The sequence below is a fragment of the Sphingomonas sp. dw_22 genome (genome assembly GCF_018449795.1).
In the GTDB taxonomy this organism is placed as follows: Bacteria; Pseudomonadota; Alphaproteobacteria; order Sphingomonadales; family Sphingomonadaceae; genus Sphingomonas.
Window position 1 is genome coordinate 39,780 of record NZ_JAAVVE010000014.1, and the last position, 22,409, is coordinate 62,188.

The window sequence follows — 22,409 nt, forward strand, 5'->3', positions numbered from 1 at the left end:
GCTTAGCGACCGAACACCTTGGCGAGAACGCCGCGCTGGCGCGGAACCTCGTTGGGTTGGCCGAGCGCGGCGGGCGCGGGCGGCTCGGCGAGCGAGCGGGCGCGGATCAGCTCCAGCGTATAGTCGGTCTCGGCAGCGCTGGCGAAGCTGTTGACGCAATCGACCTGGCGCGCGTTGCAGGCCTTCGCGAAACCTTCGATCTGCGCCGAATATTCCTCGCCGCGCAGATAATAGCTTACGGTCGGCGTGAGATCGGTGATGTAGCGCACCGTCCAGCCCTGGTTATAGCCTTCGGGGATGGTGCCCTTGCCGTTGGCGAAGACCTGGAGCTCCTGGCGGTCCACAGATATCTTGCCGCCATCGCCCCAGATGGTGATCTTGGTCGTCATCTTGCGAATGCTGTCGTCCGACCAGTTGACCGAAACCTGGCCAGTGACGCCGTTGGCGAAACGCAGATCGGCATAGACCGCATCTTCGACGTCCGACGAATATTGCCGGGTCAGATCGGCACCGATGCACTCGACCGGACGACCGACATACCAGTTCATCAGGTTGATCGGATGGGCCGCATAATCATAGAGGCAGCCGCCGCCTTCCGCCGCGTTGCTGCGCCAGGTCTTGGCGACGGGCTTGAGCACCACCGGGCCATAGGCTTCGGCATGGACGTGGCGGATGCGGCCGATTGCGCCCGCGGCGATCAGGCGCCGCGCCTCGCCGAAGGTGCCGACGAAACGATTGTGATAGCCGACCTGGCCGACCAGCCCCTTGTCGCGCGCGAGTCCGGTGAGCGTATCGCTCAATTCCGACGACAGCGTCATCGGCTTTTCGCAGAAGACATGGATGCCGCGCTCCAGCGCCTGGCGCACCATGGAATCGTGCAGCCGCGTCGGCGTGGCGATGATTACCGCGTCCAGGCCCGGCGTCTCGATCAGCTTGTCGTAATCGGGGATGTAGCGGACCTTCGAGTATTTCTCGACCATCTGGCCGAGCAGCGTCGAACGATCGCAAACCGCGGTCACGTTGATCGTGTCGAGCGCGTTGGCGATGGCGAAATGAGACACGCCCATCTTGCCGAGACCTACTACCGCGACGTTCAACGGCGTTGTTTCGTTCATGCGCTTTGGCTCCCCAGGGCCTGGCTTGGGCCGATGGATTCGAGATACGAGGGAAGAATAGTTGCAGGTTTCGCGGTCAGATCGCCGATCCGCCGCTGCAAGGCAACATGGAATCCCCCCTCGATTCCGCCGCAACTGTGCAATGCTGGCACGTTGTTTGACAATCGATCGTGTCGGCGCTGGGGCTTTGCGAAAGAAGTCCGATCCGGCTATCGGCTCGGCCATGATAAAGCACGCCCTCAACGTCACCCGCGAAGCCGATTTCGCCGCCTGGTATCAAGCCGTCATCGCCGAGGCCGATCTGGCCGAGGAATCGGGCGTGCGCGGATGCATGGTGATCCGGCCCTGGGGATATGGCATCTGGGAGCGCATCCAGCGCCTGCTCGACGATCGCATCAAGGCGACCGGGCATGAGAATTGCTATTTCCCGCTGTTCATCCCGCTCTCCTATTTCGAGAAGGAAGCCGAGCATGTGGAGGGCTTCGCCAAGGAGATGGCGGTCGTCACCCATCACCGGCTGATCCAGAAGGACGGCAAGCTCGTCCCCGATCCCGAAGCCAAGCTGGAGGAGCCGCTGGTCGTGCGCCCCACTTCGGAGACGGTGATCGGCGCGGCCTTTTCGCGCTGGGTGCAGTCGTGGCGCGACCTGCCGGTGCTCATCAACCAATGGGCGAACGTCGTGCGCTGGGAGATGCGCACCCGCATGTTCCTGCGCACCAGCGAATTCCTGTGGCAGGAGGGGCATACAGCGCACGCGAGCGAGGCCGAGGCGCGCGAAGAGACGCTCAAGATGCTCGAGGTCTATCGCAGCTTCGCCGAGGATTGCCTGGCGCTGCCGGTGGTCGCGGGCGAGAAGCCCGAGAACGAGCGCTTCCCCGGCGCGGTCTCGACCTGGTCGATCGAGGCGATGATGCAGGACGGCAAGGCGCTCCAGGCGGGCACCTCGCATTTCCTGGGCACCACGTTCAGCCAGGCGCAGAATATCCGCTTCCAGAATTCGGAAGGCGAGCTGGAGCTGGCCCAGACGACGAGCTGGGGCGTTTCGACTCGCATGATCGGCGGCGTCATCATGGTGCATGGCGACGATGACGGCCTGCGCGTGCCGCCGCGCGTCGCGCCGTGGCAGATCGTGATCGTGCCGATGCTGCGCGACCAGCCGGAGGATGCCGCGATCGTCGATTACTGCAAGGCACTCCAGCAGGAGCTGGCGCATTTCAGCGTGTTCGGCGAGCCCGTCCGCGCGCTGCTCGATCTGAAGCCCGCCAAGGCTGCGGCCAAGCGCTGGGGCTGGGTGAAGAAGGGCGCGCCGATCGTCGTCGAAGTGGGCGGGCGCGATGTCGCCGGCGCCAATGTCTCGGTGATCCGACGCGACCGGCTCTATCGCGAGGACGGCAAGCTCGACAGCGCGATCCTGCCGCGCGCCCAGTTCGTCGACGAGGCGACGCAGATGCTGGAGAGCATCCAGCAGGCGCTGCACGCCCAGGCGCGCGAGCGGATGGACGCCAATATCCGCCGCGACGTGACCGATTACGCCGTGCTCGAACAGGCTTTCGAGGGCGACAAGCCCGGCTGGGTCGAAGTGAACTGGTCCAGGCCGACCGGCGGGGAGCTGGACGCGGTGGTGGACCGGCTCAAGGCGCTGAAGCTCACCTTCCGCAACGTCGCCGCCGACGCGGCGCCGGCCGAGGGGGCGTGTATCTTCACCGGCAAGCCGGCGGTCGAGCGCATCCTGGTCGCGCGGGCCTATTGAGCCCATGGCGGTTCGGAACCTGTTTGCCTCGCTGCTCTATCAGGAGCCGCTGGGCGACGATGCGCTGATCGGCGAGCTGGAGGCATCGTGCCTGCAACTCGCCGAGGATGATGGCGCGGGACGGCGCTGGGCGAGGGCGCATGGCTATCGCGGCTATACGTCCTATGCCTCGCTCAACGACCTGCCGATCCGCGATCCGGCGTTCGCGGATTTGAAGCGGCTGCTCGACCGGCACGTCGCCCGCTTTGCCGAAGCCTGCGCCTTCGATCTGGCGGGCCGCAAGCTCAAGCTCGACAGCCTCTGGGTCAATGTGCTCGACGGCAAGGGCGGGCATAGCGGCCATATCCATCCGCACAGCGTCGTCTCGGGCACGGTCTATGTCGCGCTGCCACCGGGCTCGCGCGGGCTGCGGCTGGAGGATCCGCGGCTGGCGATGATGATGGCCGCGCCGACGCGCCGGTCCGACGCGCCCGAGACGTTGCAGAGCTTCGTCGAGATCCTGCCGAAGCCCGGCACGGTGCTGTTGTGGGAAAGCTGGCTGCGGCACGAAGTCTCTCCCGGATCGGGTACGGCCAAGCGGATCAGCGTGAGCTTCAACTATCGCTGGTAAGACAGGCGGCTGTGAGATCCGCGCTGTAGCAACCTGATTCGGCTACGGAAGTTCGATGGTATTTGCCCGGACCGCATTTCCCGGCACCTTTACTTGGATCAATCTCCGTCCGGCGGCATCTGATTACTGTCTCAACATGATACATGCAAAAATAGGCATATGTGAGAATGCGTAACAATGCTAACGAGGGGTTAACGGATGATCGGATTACTGGGGTGATTCGCTCCCGTGCTGTCTTGGGGAGGAAGTTATGAAGATCACTAATTTGATGGCTGTGTCGGTCGCGGCGCTGCTTGCGTCGACCGCTGCGCAGGCGCAGGTCAGCGGCTCGCTGGGGAATAATGGCGGGGCGTACACCAGCCTGTCGGGTGCCGGTCTCGGTGGCGGCACGGTCGCCACGCTCGCGGGCGGCACCGTCTATACGTCGGACCTGCCCTTCGCGGATCTTCCGGCGGGTAGCGTTTTCGAGAACACGTTCCTCGCCGCCGGCCCGAGTTCGACTTCGCCCGCGACGCTGACCTTCGGGGCCGGCTATGGCTATCTGAGCTTCCTCTGGGGCTCGCCGGATGGACATAATCTGCTGACGATCACGACGTCGCTCGGCAATACCGCTACCTTCACGGCGGCGGGCCTGGGCTTCGACACCAGCGGCAACCAGAACTTCTCGCAATATGTGCAGTTCGAGACGCTGGGTACCAACGAGTATATCTCGACGGTCTCCTTCGCCAGTTCGCAGGATGCGTTCGAGGCTGCCAACTTCCGCGTTGCCGGCGTGCCGGAAGCCTCGACCTGGGCGATGATGATCGTCGGCGTCGGTGCGGCCGGCGGCATGCTGCGCCGCCGCCGTGTGCGGACCTCGGTCAGCTTCGCCTAAGCAGCGACACGCGAAGATAGACGCCGCCGGCCTGATCGCCGGTGGCGTTTTCGTGCCAGCGGTTTTCCGCGTTCGGATCGGTGATCTGGTTCGAACGTCGATCTGAATCAGGCCGGGCCGTCCAGCACCTTTTGCACCGCTTCCGCCGCATCCGGCCGCGCGTGCAGGCCGATCTTGCTGCGCCGCCACAGCACGTCCTCGGCCGTGCGCGCCCATTCGCGGTCGCGCATCCAGCGGACTTCCAGCTCGGTCAGCCCCGCGCCCAGATCGGCACCCATGCCGGCTGCATCACTGACGCCCCGGAGCATTTCACCGAGCGATGCGCCATAGGCATGCGCCATGCGTCGCGATCGGTTCTCGCCCAGAAAGGGCCAGCGCGCGCGGACCTGGGCGAGATAATGGTCGAAGGCAGGGATCGCACCGCCCGGAAACACACGCGCGCGCGTCCGGGGCTCGGGCTCGATGGCAAGCGGCGGGCCGATCTTCTCCAGCGCTTCCTCGGCGAGCGCCCGCGCGGTGGTGATCTTGCCGCCGAACACCGACAATAGTGGCGGCCCCTCGGTGTCCAGCTCCAGGAAATAGTCGCGGGTGACGGACTGGGCCTTGGCCGCGCCGTCGTCGTGGAGCGGGCGGACGCCGGACCAGTCCCACACGATGTCGGCGGGCGTTATCTGACGCACGAAATAGCGGTTCACCGCGTCGCAGAGATAGTGCCGCTCCTCATCCGTGCAGCCCGCGTCCTCGGGCCGGTCGACGGGGATGTCGGTGGTGCCGATCTCGGTGAATGCGTCCTCATAGGGAATGGCGAAGACGATGCGGCGATCGGGCTGCTGGAGGATATAGGCGTGCTCGCCCTCGAACAATCGGGGCACGACGATATGGCTGCCCTTGACCAGCCGGACCTGCGAATGGCTCGTGACGCCAAGGCTATCGAGTAGCGTTCGCACCCACGGGCCCGCCGCGTTGACCAGCCCGCGCGCCTCCACGGTGCGCCCGTCGGACAGTTCGGCGCGCCATTTCCCGTCCTCGCGCCGGGCCGAGAGCAAAGCGGTGCGCGTCGCGATCTCGGCACCATGCGCGGCGGCATCCACGGCGTTGGCGAGGGTCAGGCGCGCATCGTCCACCCAGGCGTCCGAATAGACGAAGCCCGAATGGCTGGCGGCGAGCGGATCGGTGAAGACGGCGTCGCGCCGCCGCAGGCTGCGCGAGCGGGGCAGCGAGGACCGGCCCGAAAGCAGATCATAGAGGTACAGCCCGATCCGCACCATCCACCAGGGCCGCACCGCATGGGCATGGGGCAGCACGAAGGTCATCGGGCGGATCAGGTGCGGCGCGGCCGAAAGCAGCCGCTCGCGCTCGTGCAGCGCCTCGCGCACCAGGCGGAACTCATAGGTCTCCAGATAGCGCAGCCCGCCATGGATCAGCTTGGTCGATGCCGAGGAGGTGTGGCTGGCAAGGTCGTCCTTCTCGACCAGCAGCACCTTCAGGCCGTTCAGCGATGCTTCGCGGGCGATCGCGCAGCCATTGATGCCGCCGCCGACGATGAGGAGGTCATATGCCACGCCACCCAAGTTACGGAGTTGGTTTGGCGGCGACGAGTCCTTATGTTCGGACTCAATGACAAAAAGCAAACCCAAGCCGGGGCTGCCGACGCGGCAGCAGATCATCGATTTCATCACATCGTCCGCCACACCCGCAGGCAAGCGCGAGATCGCCAAGGCGTTCGGCCTGCACGCGCAGGACAAGATCGCGCTGAAGGCGCTGCTCAAGGACATGAGCGACGAAGGGCTGATCGATTCGGCCCCCGGCCGCGCCTTCCACAAGATGGGCGGGCTGCCCAAGGTCACCGTGCTGCGCGTCACCGACGCCGATGGCGACACCACCTGGGCGGTGCCCGAGCGCTGGGAGGCGGAGGGCGTGCCCGTGCCGAGGATCCGCGTCCGCGAACGCGGCAAGCGCGATCCGCTGGGGCCGGGCGACCGCATCCTCGCGCGCACCGAAGAGGCCGGCAACGGCTGGATCGCGCATCCGATGAAGAAGCTCGCACGCGGCGAGGAGCAGATGCTCGGCGTGGTCAAGGAAGAGGGCGGGCGGCTCTATCTCCAGGGCGTCGAGAAGAAGGAGCGCCACAGCTATCCCATTTCCGATCGCGGCGGTGCCGAACCGGGCGATCTGGTGCTCGCGGAAAAGGCCGGGCGCCCGCCGCGGATCTTCGCGCGCGTCACCGAGCGATTGGGCGATCCGTTCGCGCCGCGCAGCTTCTCGCTGATCGCCATCCATCGCCACTCCATTCCCAACGTCTTCTCCGACGAACTGATCGAGGAGGCCGAGCGCGTCTCGAAACAGGCGCTCGGCAAGCGCGAGGATCTGCGGCATCTGCCGATCGTCGCGATCGATCCGGCCGACGCGCGCGACCATGACGACGCGGTCTGGGCCGCGCCCGACGATGATCCCCAGAACGAAGGCGGCTGGAAGGCCGTGGTCGCGATCGCCGACGTCAGCTTCTATGTCCGCCCCGGATCGCAGCTCGACCGTGAAGCCCGCAAGCGCGGCAATTCGGTCTATTTTCCCGATCGCGTCGTGCCGATGCTGCCGGAGATCCTCTCGGCCGAGGTCTGCTCGCTCAAGGAAGGTGAGGACCGCGCGGCGCTCGCCTGTCATTTGCAGGTGGGGAAGAATGGCGAACTGAGGAACTGGCGTTTCACCCGCGCGGTGGTGAGCATCGCGGCGAACATCGCCTATGAGGATGCGCAGACGATCATCGACGGGCGGGCTTCGGAACGCCCGATGCTGGACGACGCGCTTCGCGTTGGGACGGACAAGCGCGCGGCGGTCGAAGCCGCGCTGAAACCCCTTTGGGATTGCTGGAAGGCGCTCAACAAGGCCCGCGAGAAGCGCGAGCCGCTGGACCTGGACCTGCCCGAGCGGCGGATCATGCTCGACGAGCTGGGCCGCATCCTCTCGGTCGCCCCGCGCGAGCGGCTCGACGCGCACAAGCTGATCGAGGACTATATGATCGCTGCGAACGTCGCCGCCGCCAAGGCGCTGGAGGCCAAGAAGGCACCGGTGATGTACCGCATCCACGAGCCGCCGAGCCGCGAGAAGCTGGTCGCGCTCAAGGACTATCTCAAGACCTTCGAGCTGGAGTTCGCACTGGGCCAGGTGATCCGCCCGGCCACCTTCAACCATATCCTTGGCAAGATCGGCGAGGCGGACTTCCGCGAGGAAGTGATGACCCAGGTGCTGCGCACCCAGACCCAGGCCTATTACGGGCCGCAGAATGCCGGCCATTTCGGCCTCGCGCTCGGCAGCTACGCGCATTTCACCTCGCCCATCCGGCGCTATTCGGACCTGATCGTCCACCGATCGCTGACCGAGGCGTACAAGCTCGGCCCTGGCGGGCTCACGCCCGAGGAGGCGGGATCGATGGAGCGGATCGGCGAGAGCATCAGCCAGCTCGAGCGCCGCGCGATGGAGGCCGAGCGCGAGACGATCGACCGCTATGTCGCCGCCTATCTCGCCAATCATGTCGGCGAGGTGATGGAGGCGCGGATCACCGGCGTCCAGAATTTCGGCTTCTTCGCGACGATCGACGGCATCGGCGGCGACGGGCTGGTGCCGGTGCGCGATCTGGGCACCGAATATTTCCGCTATGACGAAGCCAGCCAGCGGCTGGTCGGCGAGGATAGCGGCCAGTTCTTCGCGCTCGGCCAGCGGCTGCCGCTCCGGCTGGTCGAGGCCAATCCCATTTCGGGCGCGCTGCGTTACGAGTTGCCCGACGGCAAGGGTTCGGCCGGCGGCGGCGATGGCGAGCGGCGCGGCAAGGGCGGCCCGAAGCGCGTCATCAAGCATCGCGGCCGGCCGGCGAACATCCGCCACCAGGGCCGGAAGCGCTGAGGCAGGAGCCGCGGTTCGATATGGCAGCGGAAACCAAAGTCGTTCCGATCTCGGTAGCGCGGGCGCGGCGGCGGATCGCCGATCATTTCTATGCGCTGCAGGCGTTCGAGCCCGGGAAAGCGATCGAGTTCGCGCCGCAATCGCCCGCGGAGCTGCGCGAGTTCGATCGGCTGCGCGCCGATGGCATTATCCGCCAGCAGGTGCCCGGCCATTACTGGTTCGATCTCGATATCCACCAGGCCGCGAAAAAGCGCCGGGGCCGGCGCATCCTGCCGATCATCGCGGCGGCGCTGCTCGTTCTCGTTTGGGCATGGGCATTATTCTATCGCTGACGGTGCCGGTCACTCGACGGTGAAGGTCAGCCCCGCATGGGCCTCCAGCCGCTTCTTCAGCGCCTCGGGCATCAGCGCGCCGGCGGTCCAGATACCGCCTTCGCCCTGCACGTCGCGCAGCAGGCAGAGCGCGCTTTCGGCGATCATCTTGGCTGTAGATCCATAGCCGGGATCCTTGTCCCCCTTCACGCTGGCGCGTACGCTCGCGCCGTCGGGCATCTCGGCGACGAACAGCACGTCGTAATGGCCGGCGTCGCGCTCCTCCTTGCTGGGGCCTTCGCCCGGCGCCGGCCCCTTGTCGGCGGCCATCGGATTGAACTTCGCCAGCGCCTCGGCCGCCGCCTTGCCGATCTCGCCCAGACCGGGGACGACGATCATTTCGTCATATTGGAAATCGGCGCCATAGGGATGCCCGGCCAGGAAATTGCTGCGGTGGACGTTCTTGGTGTTGATCACCGCCATCATGAACGGCGCGACCCACGCATCGACCGCCGCGTCATGATGCGGGACCATGCCGTTCGGCTGGTGCGGCCCCTCGAATCCGGGCGCGAGCGCGAAGGGATCGACCATCAGCTTGAGGATCGAAGGATCCCTGGCGGCCGCCGCCATCGAAGCCTTGCCGCTGGCGAAGGTGCCGCCCGACATGGTGCCCTTCATCGCCCGGATGCGGCCCTTCACGCGCGGCGCGGGCTTGCCGAAGCGCTTCTTCGCCTCCTCCTCGACGAACCAGACGCCCAGATCGAACGGAATCGAATCGAAGCCGCAGGAAAAGACGATGCGCGCGCCGCTCGCCTTGGCGGCGGCATCATATTTGGCGATCATCTGCGCCATCCAGGCGGGCTCGCCGCACAAGTCGACATAGGCGGTGCCGGTCTCGGCGCAGGCGGCCAGCAGCGGCTCGCCATGGAGCTGATAGGGGCCGACCGTGGTGATGACCACCGTGGCGCGGGCGGCCATCGCCTTCAGGGCGGCGGGGTCGTCGGCATTGGCGGTGAGCAGCGGCGTGGCAGCGGGGGCGCCGATCGCGTCGCGGACTTCCTCCAGCTTGGTCAGCGAACGGCCCGCCATCGCCCATTTCAGGTCGGGATAATGCTCGGTGAGATATTCGGCGACCAGGCGGCCGGTGAAGCCGGTCGCGCCATAGACGATGATGTCGAACTCGCGGGCCATCCTGCTCTCCTCACCGGCATACCGAATCTTCTAATTACGGCGGAGTGAAGCAGATGTGGCGCGGAATGGGAAGCGTTTCGCGCATCGGGAATCGTGTCCGCGCCGCCGCTGCCCGCGCGAATCCCTCTATAACAGGGCATGAGCCCGACGAAGGCGCCCGTACAGCAGGAGCATGCGAGAATGACATTCGGCAGTTTCATCGAACCTGATAAGGAAGCGCAGGATATCCAGAACCTGGCCGAGCAGATGGGTATCACGATCTATTCGGGCTATCGAGCGCTGCGCGAGGCGCAGTCCTTTGCGGGGGAGAACAGAATCTTTGACCGGATCGTCGAGCGCCTGAAGGGGCTGAATCTCCAATATGAGGACCAGTGCTCGTCCCGCTATTATTTCGACGTCGTCCGCACGTTGCGCGACCTTAACGGCCAGTTCGACCGGGTGGTGGAAGTGGGCGTGTTCATGGGCGGGGCGACTTCGTTCCTCACCGGCTGCATCGAGCCGTTCGACTTCGATCTCGATTTGGTCGACGTTCACCCTGCGTTCCTGCGCTTTGCCTATGAGCGCGTGCGGCGCATGTACCCTGAATCGGCGAAGCGCATCCGCCTGTTCCATGGCGACCTGCCCAGCTATGTGCGCCACGTGCTGATGCACGAGCAGGATCACCGCTATGTGATCCATCATGACGGCTCGCACAGCTTCGATCAGGTTGTGAAGGACATGGCCTCGCTCTATTATGTGCAAAAGAGCATCTTCGCGGTGATTGCGCAGGATACCCATCTGCGCGGCACGGCTAAGCATATGAACTTCGTCGACATGGCGCTCTACGCGGTGTTCGGGACCGACCTGAAATATGCTCCCATCGGCTCCAGCTATCCCGAGCATCATGGGCTGACGACGCCCAACCAGTATCAGGGCAATTATTTTATGCCGAATGCGCCGGAGGGCATCGTGTTGCCGATGGCGGCGAACAGCTTCCGCTATCCGCATCCCGCCCTTCCCATCGACGATTTCCTGCCACCGGAACTGCCGGCGGCCGCCGCTCCGGCTCAGGCCGCCTCGTGGAACTGCAACGCCGCGAGCCGCGCATAGAGCCCGCCATTCGCGACCAGCTCGGTATGGTCGCCGGCTTCGACGATGCGGCCGCCGTCCATCACGATGATCCGGTCGGCGGCGCGGACGGTGGCGAGGCGGTGGGCGATGACCAAGGTGGTGCGGTGCTCCATCAGCCGTTCGAGCGCGTCCTGCACCAGCCTTTCGCTCTCCGCGTCGAGCGCCGAGGTCGCTTCATCCAGCAGCAGGATCGGCGCGTCGCGGAGCAGCGCCCGGGCGATGGCGAGGCGCTGGCGCTGCCCGCCCGACAGGCGCGCCCCGCCTTCGCCCAGGAAGGTGTCGAGGCCCTGGGGCAGCTCGCGCAGGAAGTCGGTGGCGTTGGCGGCGTCGGCCGCAGCCCAGAGCGCTTCGTCCGACGCTTCCCACGCGCCGTAGCGCAGATTGTCGCGGGCCGAGGCGGCGAAGATCACCGTTTCCTGCGGCACCATCGCCATGCGGGCGCGGATCGCGGCGGGATCGGCATTGCGCACCGGCACGCCGTCGACGCGGACCTGGCCGCTCTCGGGATCGTAGAAGCGCTGGAGGAGCTGGAACAGCGTCGACTTGCCGGCGCCCGAGGGGCCGACCACCGCCACCGTCTCGCCGGGCTGCACCTCCAGCGAGAAATCGCTGAGCGCCGAGACGTCGGGCCGCGTCGGATAGCGGAAGGTGACGTGATCGAAGACAATCGCGCCCCGCGCCGGATTGGGCAGGGCCACCGGGTTCGCCGGCGCGGCGATGTCCGGCTCCTGCGCGAGCAGCTCGGCGAGACGGCTGGCGGCGCCCGAGGCGCGCAGCAGGTCGCCATAGACTTCGGTCAGCGCGCCGAACGATCCGGTGACCAGGCCGGCGGTGATGACGAAGGCCGTGATCGATCCGCCCGAGATGCGCCCGGCGGCGACGCCGGAGACGGCGTCCCACATGATGAGGGTGATCGCGGTGAACAGCAGGCCGATGACCAGCGCGGTCATCACGGCGCGGAGCGCGAAGCGCTGCTGCGCGGCGGCGAAGCTGCGCGCGACCGCGTCCTGGAAACGCTGGCCCTCGCGCTGCTCCTGGCCGAACGCCTGGACGATGCGCATCGCGCCGAGCGTCTCGGAGGCGAGCGCGCCGATATCGGCGACGCGATCCTGGCTGGAGCGCGAGAGCTGACGGACGCGCCCGCCCAGCCAGACGATCGGCAGGACGATCAGCGGGATGCCGACGATCAGGAAGGCGGCGATCTTGGGCGACAGCGCGAACAGATAGATGATCCCGCCCACGCCGGTCAGGAAATTGCGCAGAGCGATCGAGACGGTGGAGCCCACCACCTGCTCGACGATCGCGGTGTCCGAGGTGAGGCGCGAGGCGATCTCGGACGGGCGATTCTCCTCGAACCATTTGGGCGGCAGGCGCAGCAGGTTGCGGTGCACCGCGACGCGCAGGTCCGCGACGGTGCGCTCGGCGACCCAGGAGACGAAGAAGAAGCGTACCGCCGTCGCCAGCGCCAGCACCGCCACGACCAGCAGCAGCCCCTGGAAATAGATGCCGATCCGGCTGGTGTCCGCGCCCGCCGCGAAGCCGTTGTCGACGATCTGCTTGAAGGTGGCGGGGATCGAGAGCGTCGCCGCCGAGGAGACGAACAGCGCGAGCGTGCCGATCGCGAGCTGGAGCGGATAGCGGCGCGTGAAGCTCCAGATGACGAGCAGGCTGGAAAGCTTGCGCTTCGGCGGGGCAGGCGGGGTCGTTTCGGCCATGAACCGCGACCTAGCGCGGTTCGCGGGGCAGGGGAACCTCCGGCGGTGCGCTTGGGGCGGGACTTCGATCCGCGGCGTCCCAAATCCTCGTTCGCCGTCTCAAATCAGCAATGCTTCCTCGTTGCGGTGCACAACGGCGGCGTCTATATAGAAAAGTCGGTATCCCCCGCCGTTTCACAGAGGGGCGACGGAAGGGACGCAATGCTTTACGACGCATATGAGATCCAGCGATCGATGCTGGCCGGTGCCAGCGCGATGGCCAATTTCAGCGCCGGATTGCTCAACAATCCCGCCAATCCCTTCGCCTATTTCGGCGGCGGCCCCGTGGCCGCGTCGGCGCTGGAAGTGTTCGCCCATGCCTCGGCGCCGCGCGGCAAGCCCGAATTCGCGCTCGACCATACCGAGATCGACGGCAAGCTGATCGATGTCCATGAGGAGATCGTGCTCCGGAAACCCTTCGGCCAGCTCAAGCGCTTCGTGCGCGGCGGCGTGGAGGGTGGCCCGAAGCTGCTGATCGTCGCACCGATGTCCGGCCATTATGCCACGCTGCTGCGCGGCACGGTCGAGCGGATGCTGCCCTTCGCCGACGTCTATATCACCGACTGGCGCGACGCGAAGCAGGTGCCTTTGTCCGACGGCCGCTTCGACCTGGACGATTATGTCGATTATCTGGTCGAGTATCTGGCGCATATCGGCGCGGAAGGCGCCTCCCGGCCGCACATGCTGGCGGTGTGCCAGCCCTCGGTGCCCTGCTATGCCGCCGCGGCGCTGATGAGCGTGGACAAGCATCCCAATCGTCCCGCCACGCTGACGATGATGGGCGGCCCGATCGACACGCGCGAGGCGCCGACCGCGGTCAACACGCTGGCGACCGAGCGGCCGCATTCGTGGTTCGAGCAGAATGTGATTGCGACGATCCCGATGACGTATCCGGGCGCGGGGCGGAAGGTCTATCCCGGCTTCCTGCAGCTTGCCGGCTTCATGACGATGAACCTGGGCAACCACATGATCTCGCACTGGGAGATGTTCAAGCATCTCGTCCAGGGCGACGACGAGGGTGCCGAATCGACGATGAAATTCTACGAGGAATATCGCTCGGTCTGCGACATGACCGCCGAATTCTATCTCCAGACGATCGACACGGTGTTCCAGGCGCATGCGCTGCCGAAGCGCGAGATGACGCATCGCGGGCGGCTGGTCGATCCTTCGGCGATCACCGATATCGCGATCCTGGCGATCGAGGGCGAGCGCGACGACATCTCCGGCATCGGCCAGACCAAGGCCGCGCTGACCATCGCCGACAAGCTGCCCGAGGCGCTGAAGCATTATCACCTGGCCCCGGCGGTGGGCCATTACGGCATCTTCAACGGCTCCAAATGGCGCACCCGCATCGCGCCGGTGGTGGAGCAGTGGATCACCGCGCATAGCGGGTGAGAGGACGGCCGCGAAAGCTCCCATCGTCACCCCGGCCGGGGTGACGGATTGAATATCCGTCCTGCCCCTCAATCATAGACGTTCGTGAGCGCGCTCCACACCAGCAGCGCGGCCAGGCCCCAGACCGACAGGACGATCAGCACGCCGCCCCAGCTCACCGGGCGCCTGGTCTCCTCGGCGGCACGGGCGCGGTGTTCGGCGAACTGGTCCGCCGGGATCAGCCGCTCGAACAGCCACACCCCGAGCGGGATCAGGATCGCATCGTCGACCAGTCCCAGCACGGGGATGAAGTCGGGGATCAGGTCGATCGGCGACAACGCATAGGCGGCGACCAGCAGACCGACGAGCTTGGCGGCGAGCGGCGTGCGCGGATCGCGCGCTGCCAGCCACACGGCATGGGCCTCGGTACGGATGCGGTGCGCGAGCGAAGGAGCCATGGACGATGGATCGCCCGCCGGGCGGTTGCGGTCAATGGCCGTCCGCGTCAGGCGTTCCCGTGTGCCGCTGCGGCGCCGAGCAGTTCCAGGTCGTTGCGGTTGACCAGCGCGACCGGCACTTCGCCGAGCTGCCGGCGGAACGCGGCCTTGCCCTCCATGCGGCGGCGAAAGCCGGGGTCGACGAGGTGCGGATGCAGCGCGCGGCTGATGGCGCCGCTCAGGAACACGCCGTCCCAGGCGCCGAACGCCAGCGCGAGATCGCCGGCAAAGGCGCCGAGATGCTCGACGAACATGCGGACGACCGCAGCGCAGATGGGATCGCGGCCGATGCCACGCGTCACGTCCTCGGGCCGGGCGAGCCTGGTCCCGCCCGACAGCGCTTCATAGGCGAGGAGCAGACCCGGCGCGCTCAGCAGCGCCTCGACATCGAGCGCCAAGCCCTTGGCGGCGCAATATTGGGCGAAGGTTCGTTCGTCGGGCGTGGCCGGTGCGAAGGCCATATGGCCGGCCTCGCTCTGGACGGGCACGAGCCTGTCGCCATGGCTGACGAGCGCCGCGACGCCCAGGCCGGTGCCGCTGCCGATCACGACATAATTGCCGCCGGGCGCGACGGCGCCGGGCGCGGGGCCATGGAGCTGGGTGAAGGCGGATGCCGGCAACAGGGTGAGCGCCAGCGCATTGGCGGCGCATTCGTTGAGCGCGCGCGGGCGGACGCGCAGCACCGCCTCGACGCCGGAGAGCGAGATGTACCAGCGGCTGCCGGTGAGGTTGATGAGGTCGCCCCGCGCCGCGCCGGCGACGGCAAGGACGCTCGGCAGGCGCGCATCCTGGAGGCCCAGGCCGCTCAGATAGGCGACGAGCGCGCTCGTGAAAGTGGGGTGTTCGGCGGTCAGGAACTTGCGCACGTCGCGCGGCGCCAGTCCCTCCTCGCCGCCGGTCAATCCGAACCGCACCGATTGGCGGCCGATATCGGCCACCAGCGCCAGATCCTCGCCCATCCGGGGCACCCCCTCTTTGTGGCCCCGTTTTGGGAGCTCGGCCGCTGATATCGCTAACAGGGATTACCGAAGCAATAACCCCGGGCGCGATTGGCAGCGATGTCGGAGGAAGCTAGCGCCGCGGGGTGGCTGCGCGCAAGTGAGAGGATTGGCAGTTACAGGGCAGGGCAGGGGGCGCCGGATCGACGCCCCCTGCCGCCATGCCTCAAAGGACTTCGAACAGCCCCGCCGCGCCCATGCCGCCGCCGATGCACATCGTCACGACGACGTACTTGGCGCCGCGGCGCTTGCCTTCGATCAACGCATGGCCGGTCATGCGCGCGCCGCTCATGCCATAGGGGTGGCCGATCGAGATCGCGCCGCCGTTCACGTTGAGCAGCTCGTTGGGGATGCCGAGCGTGTCCTGGCAATAGAGCACCTGGACCGCGAACGCCTCGTTCAGCTCCCACAGGCCGATATCGTCCATCTTGAGGTTGAAGCGCTGAAGCAGTTTGGGGATGGCGAAGACCGGGCCGATGCCCATCTCGTCGGGCTTGGTGCCCGCCACCGCCATGCCGACATAGCGGCCGAGCGGAGTGAGGCCGCGCTTCTCGGCGAGCTTCTCCTCCATCAGCACCGCGGCGGAGCTGCCGTCGGAGAGCTGGCTGGCATTGCCGGCGGTGACGGTGCCGTTCGGGAGCACGGTCGGCAGCGCAGAGAGACCCTCCAGCGTGGTCTCGGGGCGATTGCCCTCGTCCTTGGTGAGCGTCACTTCTTTGGTGGAGACTTCCTTGGTCTCCTTGTTGACGATGTTCATCGTCGCGGTGACCGGCACGATCTCGGCGTCGAAGCTGCCCGAAGCCTGGCCGGCGGCGGTGCGCTGCTGCGACTGGAGCGCATAGGCGTCGCAACGCTCGCGGCTGATGCCATAGCGGGTGGCGACCACCTCGGCGGTCTGGAGCATCGGCATATAGACGTCGTTGTGCATCGCCAGCAGCTCGGGATCGGGCGCGACGCGCATCTGCGGGGTCTGGACCAGGCTGATCGATTCGACGCCGCCGCCGATGGCGATGTCCATATTGTCGGTAATGATCTCCTTGGCCGCGGTCGCGATCGCCATCAGGCCCGAGGCGCATTGTCGATCGACCGACATGCCCGGCACGGTGACGGGCAGGCCGGCGCGGAGCAGCGCGAGGCGGGCGATGTTGGGCGACTGGCTGCCCTGCTGGAGCGCGGCGCCGAAGACGACGTCATCGACTTCGCCCGGCTCGATCCCGGCGCGCTCGACCGCGGCGCGGATCGCCGCGGCACCCAGCGTGGGGGCGGGGAGATTGTTGAACGCCCCGCGATAGGCGCGGCCGATGCCGGTGCGGGCGGTGGAGACGATGACTGCGGAGCGCATGTTCTTTCTTCCTCTTCTTGTCTCCCCTCCCGTCTGTGGGAGGAGTTGGGGGAGGGCATCGCCGCTCCCGGTTCCTATTGAGGGTTCTACGGCCCCTCCCCTAATCCCTCCCGCAAGCGGGAGGGGAATTCAGACGTAGATCAGCGCTATCCATTCGGCGATCAGCGCGGGCTTTTCCTCGCCTTCGATCTCGAGCGTATATTCCTGCACCTGTTCCCAGACACCCGGATGACGCTCGGTGAATTTCAACAGCTTGAAGCGGCTGCGGACGCGCTTACCGGAGCGGACGGGCGTGATGAAGCGGGTTTTGTTGCCGCCATAGTTCACGCCCATCTTCACGCCCTCGATCGCCGGGGCACCGGCGGTCTTCGCGAGCATCGGCATCAGCGAGAGCGTGAGGAAGCCGTGCGCGATCGTGCCGCCGAACGGCGTCTTCGCGGCAAGCTCGGGGTTCACATGGATGAACTGGTGATCGCCGGTCGCCTCGGCGAAGGTGTCGATCATCGTCTGGGTGACCTCGACCCAGTCCGATACGTGCTCGGTGCCGATGCTCTCGGCCATCTGCTGGACCGTGATCGTATCCGCCAAGACTATTCTCCGCCCGCTTTGCCGGCTCATCTAGTGACCCAGGCGGGCCTCCTGCAAGCCTCACCCAACCGGAAATTGGAAAATATCGCCTGACGTAGCGTTCTTCCCTTACGCAAGCCAGGTCGGGGCACTCCATCAGCGAACCCGATATTCTAAAACCGGCGAATCGGGCAGTCTATCGCGGCTGGGGATAGGGCATGATCAGCTTGCCGTCGGGCGCGGCGGTGAAGGTGGTCTGGCTCGGATAGGCGAAGCTGATCCCCTCCTCGGCAAAGCGGCGCAGGATCGCGGTGGCGATGCGGTCGCGGATCGGGTGGGCGACGTTCCAGTCGCCGCTCGGCACCTCGGCGATCAGCTCATAGTCGAGCGTGCTCGCGCCGAACGCGGAAAAGCCGTTGCGCACGGCCGCCGCGCCGTTCGCCTCGACGATCTCCTTCAGCAGGGCCGGTATGCGATCGAGCGTTTCGGGCGCCGTCTCATAGGCGATGCCCAGCATGAAGGGCAGGCGGATCCTGATCCGGTCGGTAAGGTTGTGCAGCTCCTTGTCGAGCAACTGGCGGTTCGAGATGATGTGCAGCTCGCCGTCGAAGGCGCGGATGCGCGTCGATTTGAGGCCGATGGTCTCCACCGTGCCGGTGGTATTGTCGAACCGGATATTCTCGCCGACGCGAAAGGGGCGGTCGAACAGGATGGACAGTGCGGCGATCAGATCGCCCACCACGCCTTGCGCGGCAAGGCCGATGGCGATGCCGCCCACGCCCAGGCCGGCGATCAGGCCGGTGACGTTGACGCCGATATTGCCGAGCACCGTCACCACCGCGATCGCGAACAGCACGATCGTCACCAGCAGGCGGATGATGCCGAGTGCGCTGGCCAGCCCTTCGCCATTGGCGCTGTCGGCGCTGGTGCGGCGCTCGATCAGGCCGAAAATGACTTCGCGCACCCAGATCGCCCCCTGGAACACGGCGGCGATGGTGAACAGGAACATCACGATGCGCTCGAGTGTGAGCGGCATGTCGGCGGGGGCCGATACCAGCCGTATCGCCGTCATCAGGATGAAGAAATTACCTGTCTTCGAGATTGTTCGGCCCAATATTCCCGGCCAGCCCGTCACGCCGTCGCGCCGCTTGCAAAGGCGCATCGCCCAGGCGCGGGCGGCGTGCAGCACCACCACGATCACGGCGGCTATTCCGGCGGCGATCAGGATGTTGAGCCAGCTTTCCTTCACCCAATCGATCGACTGGATGAAGAGCGAATGCGTCTCGGCCTGCAGGTCGGTGTTGGGCCGGATCGGGAAGACGGAGTTCTTGATGCTCATGCGGTCGTTCAGGCTGCCTTGGCTTGCGGGACTGCGGTTTCGCGGGATTCGAGAAAGGCGATCAGGCCGCGCTCGTAGCGGCTGAGGTAGCGGGTCGCGCGCGGCAGGTGCAAGTGCTCGCGGAACGCGGCCTGGGCTTCGCGATCCCTGGCGAGATGGATCAGCCGCGGGTGGACATAGGATTTGCGGGCGATGGCGGGGGTGTTGCCCAGCGCTTCGGTGACGGGATCGAGCATCGCCTTGATGCTGAGATATCCTTCCGCCTCCGCCAGCGCCTCGAACGCGACGACGCTGGCGCCCCAGGTGCGGAAATGCTTGGCGGTGAAATCCTCGCTCGCGGCTTCGCGGATATAGGCGTTGACGTCGGTCGAGGTGACGGGATGCGCTTCGCCCGCGGCATCGACCCAGCGGAAGAGATGCTGGCCGGGCAGATCCTGGCAACGCTTGACGAAGCGGCTGAGCGATCCGTCGGTGATCGTCATCACGCGCAGCTTGCCCGATTTGGCGCGGAACTGGAGGCGGAGCTTCTGGCCGCTCACCCGGGCGTGGCGCTTGCGCAGCGTGGTGGCGCCGAAGCTCCTGTTCGCCTGGGCATAGGCTTCGTTGCCGACGCGGATCGTGCCGAGATCGAGCAGGCGGACGACCGCGGCGACGGCCTTTTCCTTGCACAGGCCGCGCAGCTTGAGATCGGATTCCACCTTGGCGCGCAATTTCGGGAGCGCCTCGCCGAAGCCCGCGCAGCGATCGTACTTGGCCGCCTCCTGCGCCTCGCGGAAGCCGGGGTGATAGCGATATTGCTTGCGGCCCTTGTCGTCATAGCCGGTAGCCTGGATATGGCCGCGCGGATCGGGGCATAACCAGGCTTGGGTATAGGCCGGAGGCAGGCCGATGCCGTTCAGCCGGTCGATCTCCTCGCGATCGGTGATGCGCTTGCCTTGCGCGTCCCAATAGCCCCAGCCGTGGCGGACCTTTCGGCGCGTGATTCCGGGTTCGTGGTCATCGACATAGACGATGTCGCTCGGCGGCATGGGGCGATCAATGCGCGGATAACCCGATCGTTCCGGCATAGGCGCGGCGGCGCGGACCATTGATCCAGCGCTGCGCCGGGCGCTCCACGAGGTGGTAGAGCGCCACCGAGGCGGCGAGCACGATCGCCAGATAGAGCGCCACGAGCGGCCAGCCGACTGCGCGCGCATCGCTGACGAAGGCGAGCTTGAAGGCATACCATAGCAGATAATGGCTGAGATAAGTCGCGTAGCTGATCTCGCCGAGATAGTGGAGCGGCGCGGCTTCCAGTGGGTTGCCGGGCCGGCCGGCGCTCAGTGCCAGCGCGAGCAGGAGCGCGGTGAAGCCGGAGGGGATGGCGAAGGTCTCGGGCAGCAGGCCGGCGCCCCAGGCGGCGAGCATCACCAGCGTGACCACCGCGCTCGCGGCGGCCGGAAGCTGCCAGCGCTCGCGCCAGCGCAGCCACAGCGCGCAGACGGCGGTGCCGCTCGCGAATTCGAGGACGCAGCGGACCAGGCCCAATTGGCTGATCTCCTGGCCGAGCTGCCACAAGCCCCGGCTGGCGAAGATCATGTGGAGCAGGAGCAGCAGCGCGCCGATCGCGGCAACGATCACGGCGGAGGGCATGCGGCGCCAGTCGATCGCCAGCGCGAGCAAGGGGAACAGCAGATAAGCGGCCAGTTCGCACGAGATCGACCAGGCCGGATCGTTCCAGCGCAGCGTTTGCGTGAAGCCCCAGTTCTGGATCAGCGCGATGTGGAGCGGCAGTTCGGCGAAGGGGAAGGCGTCGCTGTGGCGGCCGGTGGCCAGCATCGCCAGCGCCATCAGCACCGCGAAGCCGAGCATGAACAGGTGGAGCGGCCAAATCCGGGCGATGCGGCGCCTGAGGAACGACGGCACTTCGGCAAGGCCATCGGCGCGCAGCCGCTCGGAATAGCTCAGCCAGATGACGAAGCCCGAGAGCAGGAAGAAGAAATCGACCGCCAGATAGCCTTTCTGGAACACCGCCATCGCGGCATCGGGCAACCCGTCGATCGAGCGGCGGATGTGGAAGAGCACCACCAGCCACGCGGCCAGCCCGCGCGCCGAGGTGAGCGCCCGAAGCTCGCCCTTCACGCCGCCGCCACGCGCGGCTTGCGCAGCGGGCGCCATGAGGTTTCGGCGCGCTTGCGGGCGCAATAGGTGTCGAGGCCAATCTGTGCGCCGATCAGCATGTAGATGAAGGGCTGGAAGGCGATGGCGATGAAGGTGCCGCCGAGCATGTAGATGAGGTGGCCGCTCTGCAGCGCCGAGGCGAGCGGGGCGATCCATTCCTGGCCGGGCTCGGGCTTGCGGTAGCGCTGGCGCAGCACTTCCATGCGGAAGATGCCGGCGAGATTGAGCAGCAGCCAGAGGGCGAGGCCGGGATAGCCCTGCTCGCCCAGCATCTCGAAATAGGCGCTGTGATAGGCGCGGGCGCTGTCGACCTCGAGGCTGCGGTCGACCTTGGCATTACCGCCGCCCTCGCTTTCGACCGCGACCTTCTCGTAGCGGATATGGTTCTGGCGATAGGCTTCGAAGCCGCCGCCCAGCGGGTGGGCCTTGGCATAGTCCATCGTCCATTGCCACACGGCGAGCCGCGTCGAGGCCGAGGCATCGGCCTGATAGGTCTTGATCGTCCCCATCCGTTCGGTGAAGGCCGAGGGGAGGAAGGGCACGGCGACCAGTGCCACCGCGCCGAGCGCGCCGAGATAGACGAACTTCCGCCTGGTATCGCGCAGCATCAGCACGGCGAGTAGGACGATGCAGAGCAGCCCGGTGCGCGTCGAGGTGCCGATCGGGATCAGCAGGCAGGCGAAGACCAGCGCATAGGCGAAACTCTTCACCTTCCAGTCGGGCGGGAAGATCGTGCCGTAGCGGGTGAACCACAGGATCAGCGGGATGATCGCGATCGCCACCATCGAGATGGTGCTGCCCTCGTACAGCCCCGAATTATTGGCGACCATCAGGTTGAGCTCGCCATAGCCGCCGCCCGACAGGATCGTCTTGATGCCGCCGACGATGATGATCGAGGAGGCCGACAGGATCATGAACAGCAGCAGCGCCTCGATCCGGAGCTTGGTGCGCAGCGTGAGCGGCAGGAAGGCGGCGAAGGCGAGGGCCTTCCACACCCAGTCCCATTTGTCCCTGGCTTCCACCGGGAAATCGGCGTGCATCGTCGTGTACCAGCAATAGCCGAGCAGCAGCAGGATCAGGAACTGGCGCGGGGCGACGCGGACGTCGCGTTTGTCGTCGATCGCCAGCCAGCCGAGCAGGGCGAGCGCGGCGGCCATCATCGAGATCGGCAGCGAATTGAGCAGCAGATAGGTCAGCCGCTGCGGCGAGACGATGTCGATATAGGCATAGACCAGCACGAACAGGAACGGCTTGCGGAAGCCGAGCCCGAAGAACGCGAACAGGAACAGGACGAAGGCATAGTCACGCACCGGGCTTGCCCCAGCGCTTGGGCTTGCGCGGTTTGGGCGCGTCGTTGGGGCCGGGCTCGTGATCGAGATCGGGACGGCGCAGCAGCAGGAACGCGGCGAGCAGCATCAGGCCGTGGCTCAGGCCGAGCGATAGATTGTCGATCATCGGGCCGCGCCGCTCCTTCCGGGGCGACCCTAGCCCGGCGCGGTTGACGCGGCGTTAAGGGCTCC

General features: G+C 66.5%; 20 protein-coding genes. 7 read left to right on the plus strand and 13 right to left on the minus strand.

Annotation, left to right across the window (positions count from 1 at the left end; all coding sequences use genetic code 11):
- Nucleotides 1-2: 2 nt before the first annotated feature.
- Nucleotides 3-1,115, minus strand: coding sequence for a Gfo/Idh/MocA family oxidoreductase (locus HB724_RS08695; RefSeq protein WP_213980528.1), 1,113 nt, complete (start codon nucleotides 1,113-1,115; stop codon nucleotides 3-5).
- A gap of 223 nt (nucleotides 1,116-1,338) precedes the next feature.
- On the opposite strand from HB724_RS08695, the gene proS reads away from it, so the two are divergent.
- From proS to HB724_RS08710, 3 genes are all read left to right on the plus strand, one after another.
- Nucleotides 1,339-2,865, plus strand: coding sequence for a proline--tRNA ligase (proS, locus tag HB724_RS08700; RefSeq protein WP_213980529.1), 1,527 nt, complete (start codon nucleotides 1,339-1,341; stop codon nucleotides 2,863-2,865).
- A 4-nt stretch (nucleotides 2,866-2,869) separates the two neighbouring features.
- Complete coding sequence (locus HB724_RS08705; protein ID WP_213980530.1) at nucleotides 2,870-3,475, plus strand: TIGR02466 family protein; 606 nt, start codon at nucleotides 2,870-2,872, stop codon at nucleotides 3,473-3,475.
- A gap of 250 nt (nucleotides 3,476-3,725) precedes the next feature.
- Nucleotides 3,726-4,349 carry a PEPxxWA-CTERM sorting domain-containing protein gene (locus HB724_RS08710; protein WP_213980531.1) on the plus strand — a complete coding sequence of 208 codons (624 nt, stop codon included), beginning with the start codon at nucleotides 3,726-3,728 and terminating at the stop codon, nucleotides 4,347-4,349.
- Between the two features lie 107 nt (nucleotides 4,350-4,456).
- On the opposite strand, the gene glpD is transcribed toward HB724_RS08710, so the two are convergent.
- Entirely contained in the window at nucleotides 4,457-5,911 is a 1,455-nt protein-coding gene (gene glpD / locus HB724_RS08715) for a glycerol-3-phosphate dehydrogenase (RefSeq protein WP_213980532.1), read from the minus strand.
- 55 nt (nucleotides 5,912-5,966) lie between these two features.
- On the opposite strand from glpD, the gene rnr reads away from it, so the two are divergent.
- Nucleotides 5,967-8,246, plus strand: a complete 2,280-nt coding sequence (gene rnr, locus HB724_RS08720; RefSeq protein WP_213980533.1) for a ribonuclease R — start codon at nucleotides 5,967-5,969, stop codon at nucleotides 8,244-8,246.
- Between the two features lie 20 nt (nucleotides 8,247-8,266).
- Nucleotides 8,267-8,578 carry a hypothetical protein gene (locus tag HB724_RS08725; protein WP_213980534.1) on the plus strand — a complete coding sequence of 104 codons (312 nt, stop codon included), beginning with the start codon at nucleotides 8,267-8,269 and terminating at the stop codon, nucleotides 8,576-8,578.
- 9 nt (nucleotides 8,579-8,587) lie between these two features.
- On the opposite strand, the gene HB724_RS08730 is transcribed toward HB724_RS08725, so the two are convergent.
- Nucleotides 8,588-9,748: a saccharopine dehydrogenase NADP-binding domain-containing protein gene (locus HB724_RS08730; protein WP_213980535.1), complete on the minus strand. Its 1,161-nt coding sequence runs from the start codon at nucleotides 9,746-9,748 to the stop codon at nucleotides 8,588-8,590.
- Between the two features lie 180 nt (nucleotides 9,749-9,928).
- On the opposite strand from HB724_RS08730, the gene HB724_RS08735 reads away from it, so the two are divergent.
- Nucleotides 9,929-10,837 carry a class I SAM-dependent methyltransferase gene (locus tag HB724_RS08735; RefSeq protein WP_213980536.1) on the plus strand — a complete coding sequence of 303 codons (909 nt, stop codon included), beginning with the start codon at nucleotides 9,929-9,931 and terminating at the stop codon, nucleotides 10,835-10,837.
- On the opposite strand, the gene HB724_RS08740 is transcribed toward HB724_RS08735, so the two are convergent.
- Entirely contained in the window at nucleotides 10,795-12,573 is a 1,779-nt protein-coding gene (locus HB724_RS08740; RefSeq protein WP_213980537.1) for an ABC transporter transmembrane domain-containing protein, read from the minus strand. The genes HB724_RS08735 and HB724_RS08740 overlap by 43 nt on opposite strands.
- 201 nt (nucleotides 12,574-12,774) lie before the next feature.
- Between HB724_RS08740 and phaZ the strand changes: the two genes are divergently transcribed.
- On the plus strand, nucleotides 12,775-14,007 hold the full coding sequence (gene phaZ / locus HB724_RS08745; RefSeq protein WP_213980538.1) for a polyhydroxyalkanoate depolymerase: 1,233 nt from the start codon (nucleotides 12,775-12,777) through the stop codon (nucleotides 14,005-14,007).
- Between the two features lie 68 nt (nucleotides 14,008-14,075).
- On the opposite strand, the gene HB724_RS08750 is transcribed toward phaZ, so the two are convergent.
- From HB724_RS08750 to HB724_RS08790, 9 genes are all read right to left on the minus strand, one after another.
- Entirely contained in the window at nucleotides 14,076-14,444 is a 369-nt protein-coding gene (locus HB724_RS08750; RefSeq protein ID WP_213980539.1) for a YkvA family protein, read from the minus strand.
- A 47-nt stretch (nucleotides 14,445-14,491) separates the two neighbouring features.
- Entirely contained in the window at nucleotides 14,492-15,442 is a 951-nt protein-coding gene (locus tag HB724_RS08755) for a glucokinase (protein ID WP_213980540.1), read from the minus strand.
- Nucleotides 15,443-15,647: 205 nt separating this feature from the next.
- Complete coding sequence (locus HB724_RS08760; RefSeq protein WP_213980541.1) at nucleotides 15,648-16,823, minus strand: acetyl-CoA C-acyltransferase; 1,176 nt, start codon at nucleotides 16,821-16,823, stop codon at nucleotides 15,648-15,650.
- A 129-nt stretch (nucleotides 16,824-16,952) separates the two neighbouring features.
- The gene (locus HB724_RS08765; protein WP_213980575.1) at nucleotides 16,953-17,384 is read right to left on the minus strand and encodes a MaoC family dehydratase; all 432 of its coding nucleotides are present in this window, start codon (nucleotides 17,382-17,384) and stop codon (nucleotides 16,953-16,955) included.
- A gap of 202 nt (nucleotides 17,385-17,586) precedes the next feature.
- Complete coding sequence (locus HB724_RS08770) at nucleotides 17,587-18,729, minus strand: mechanosensitive ion channel family protein (RefSeq protein WP_213980542.1); 1,143 nt, start codon at nucleotides 18,727-18,729, stop codon at nucleotides 17,587-17,589.
- 8 nt (nucleotides 18,730-18,737) lie between these two features.
- Complete coding sequence (locus tag HB724_RS08775; RefSeq protein ID WP_213980543.1) at nucleotides 18,738-19,757, minus strand: DNA topoisomerase IB; 1,020 nt, start codon at nucleotides 19,755-19,757, stop codon at nucleotides 18,738-18,740.
- A 7-nt stretch (nucleotides 19,758-19,764) separates the two neighbouring features.
- Nucleotides 19,765-20,886: an acyltransferase gene (locus tag HB724_RS08780; RefSeq protein ID WP_213980544.1), complete on the minus strand. Its 1,122-nt coding sequence runs from the start codon at nucleotides 20,884-20,886 to the stop codon at nucleotides 19,765-19,767.
- Entirely contained in the window at nucleotides 20,847-22,199 is a 1,353-nt protein-coding gene (locus HB724_RS08785) for a putative O-glycosylation ligase, exosortase A system-associated (RefSeq protein WP_213980545.1), read from the minus strand. The genes HB724_RS08780 and HB724_RS08785 overlap by 40 nt, the downstream gene beginning before the upstream one ends.
- Complete coding sequence (locus HB724_RS08790; protein ID WP_213980546.1) at nucleotides 22,192-22,344, minus strand: hypothetical protein; 153 nt, start codon at nucleotides 22,342-22,344, stop codon at nucleotides 22,192-22,194. Before HB724_RS08790 ends, HB724_RS08785 begins: the two co-directional genes overlap by 8 nt.
- Nucleotides 22,345-22,409 lie beyond the last annotated feature (65 nt).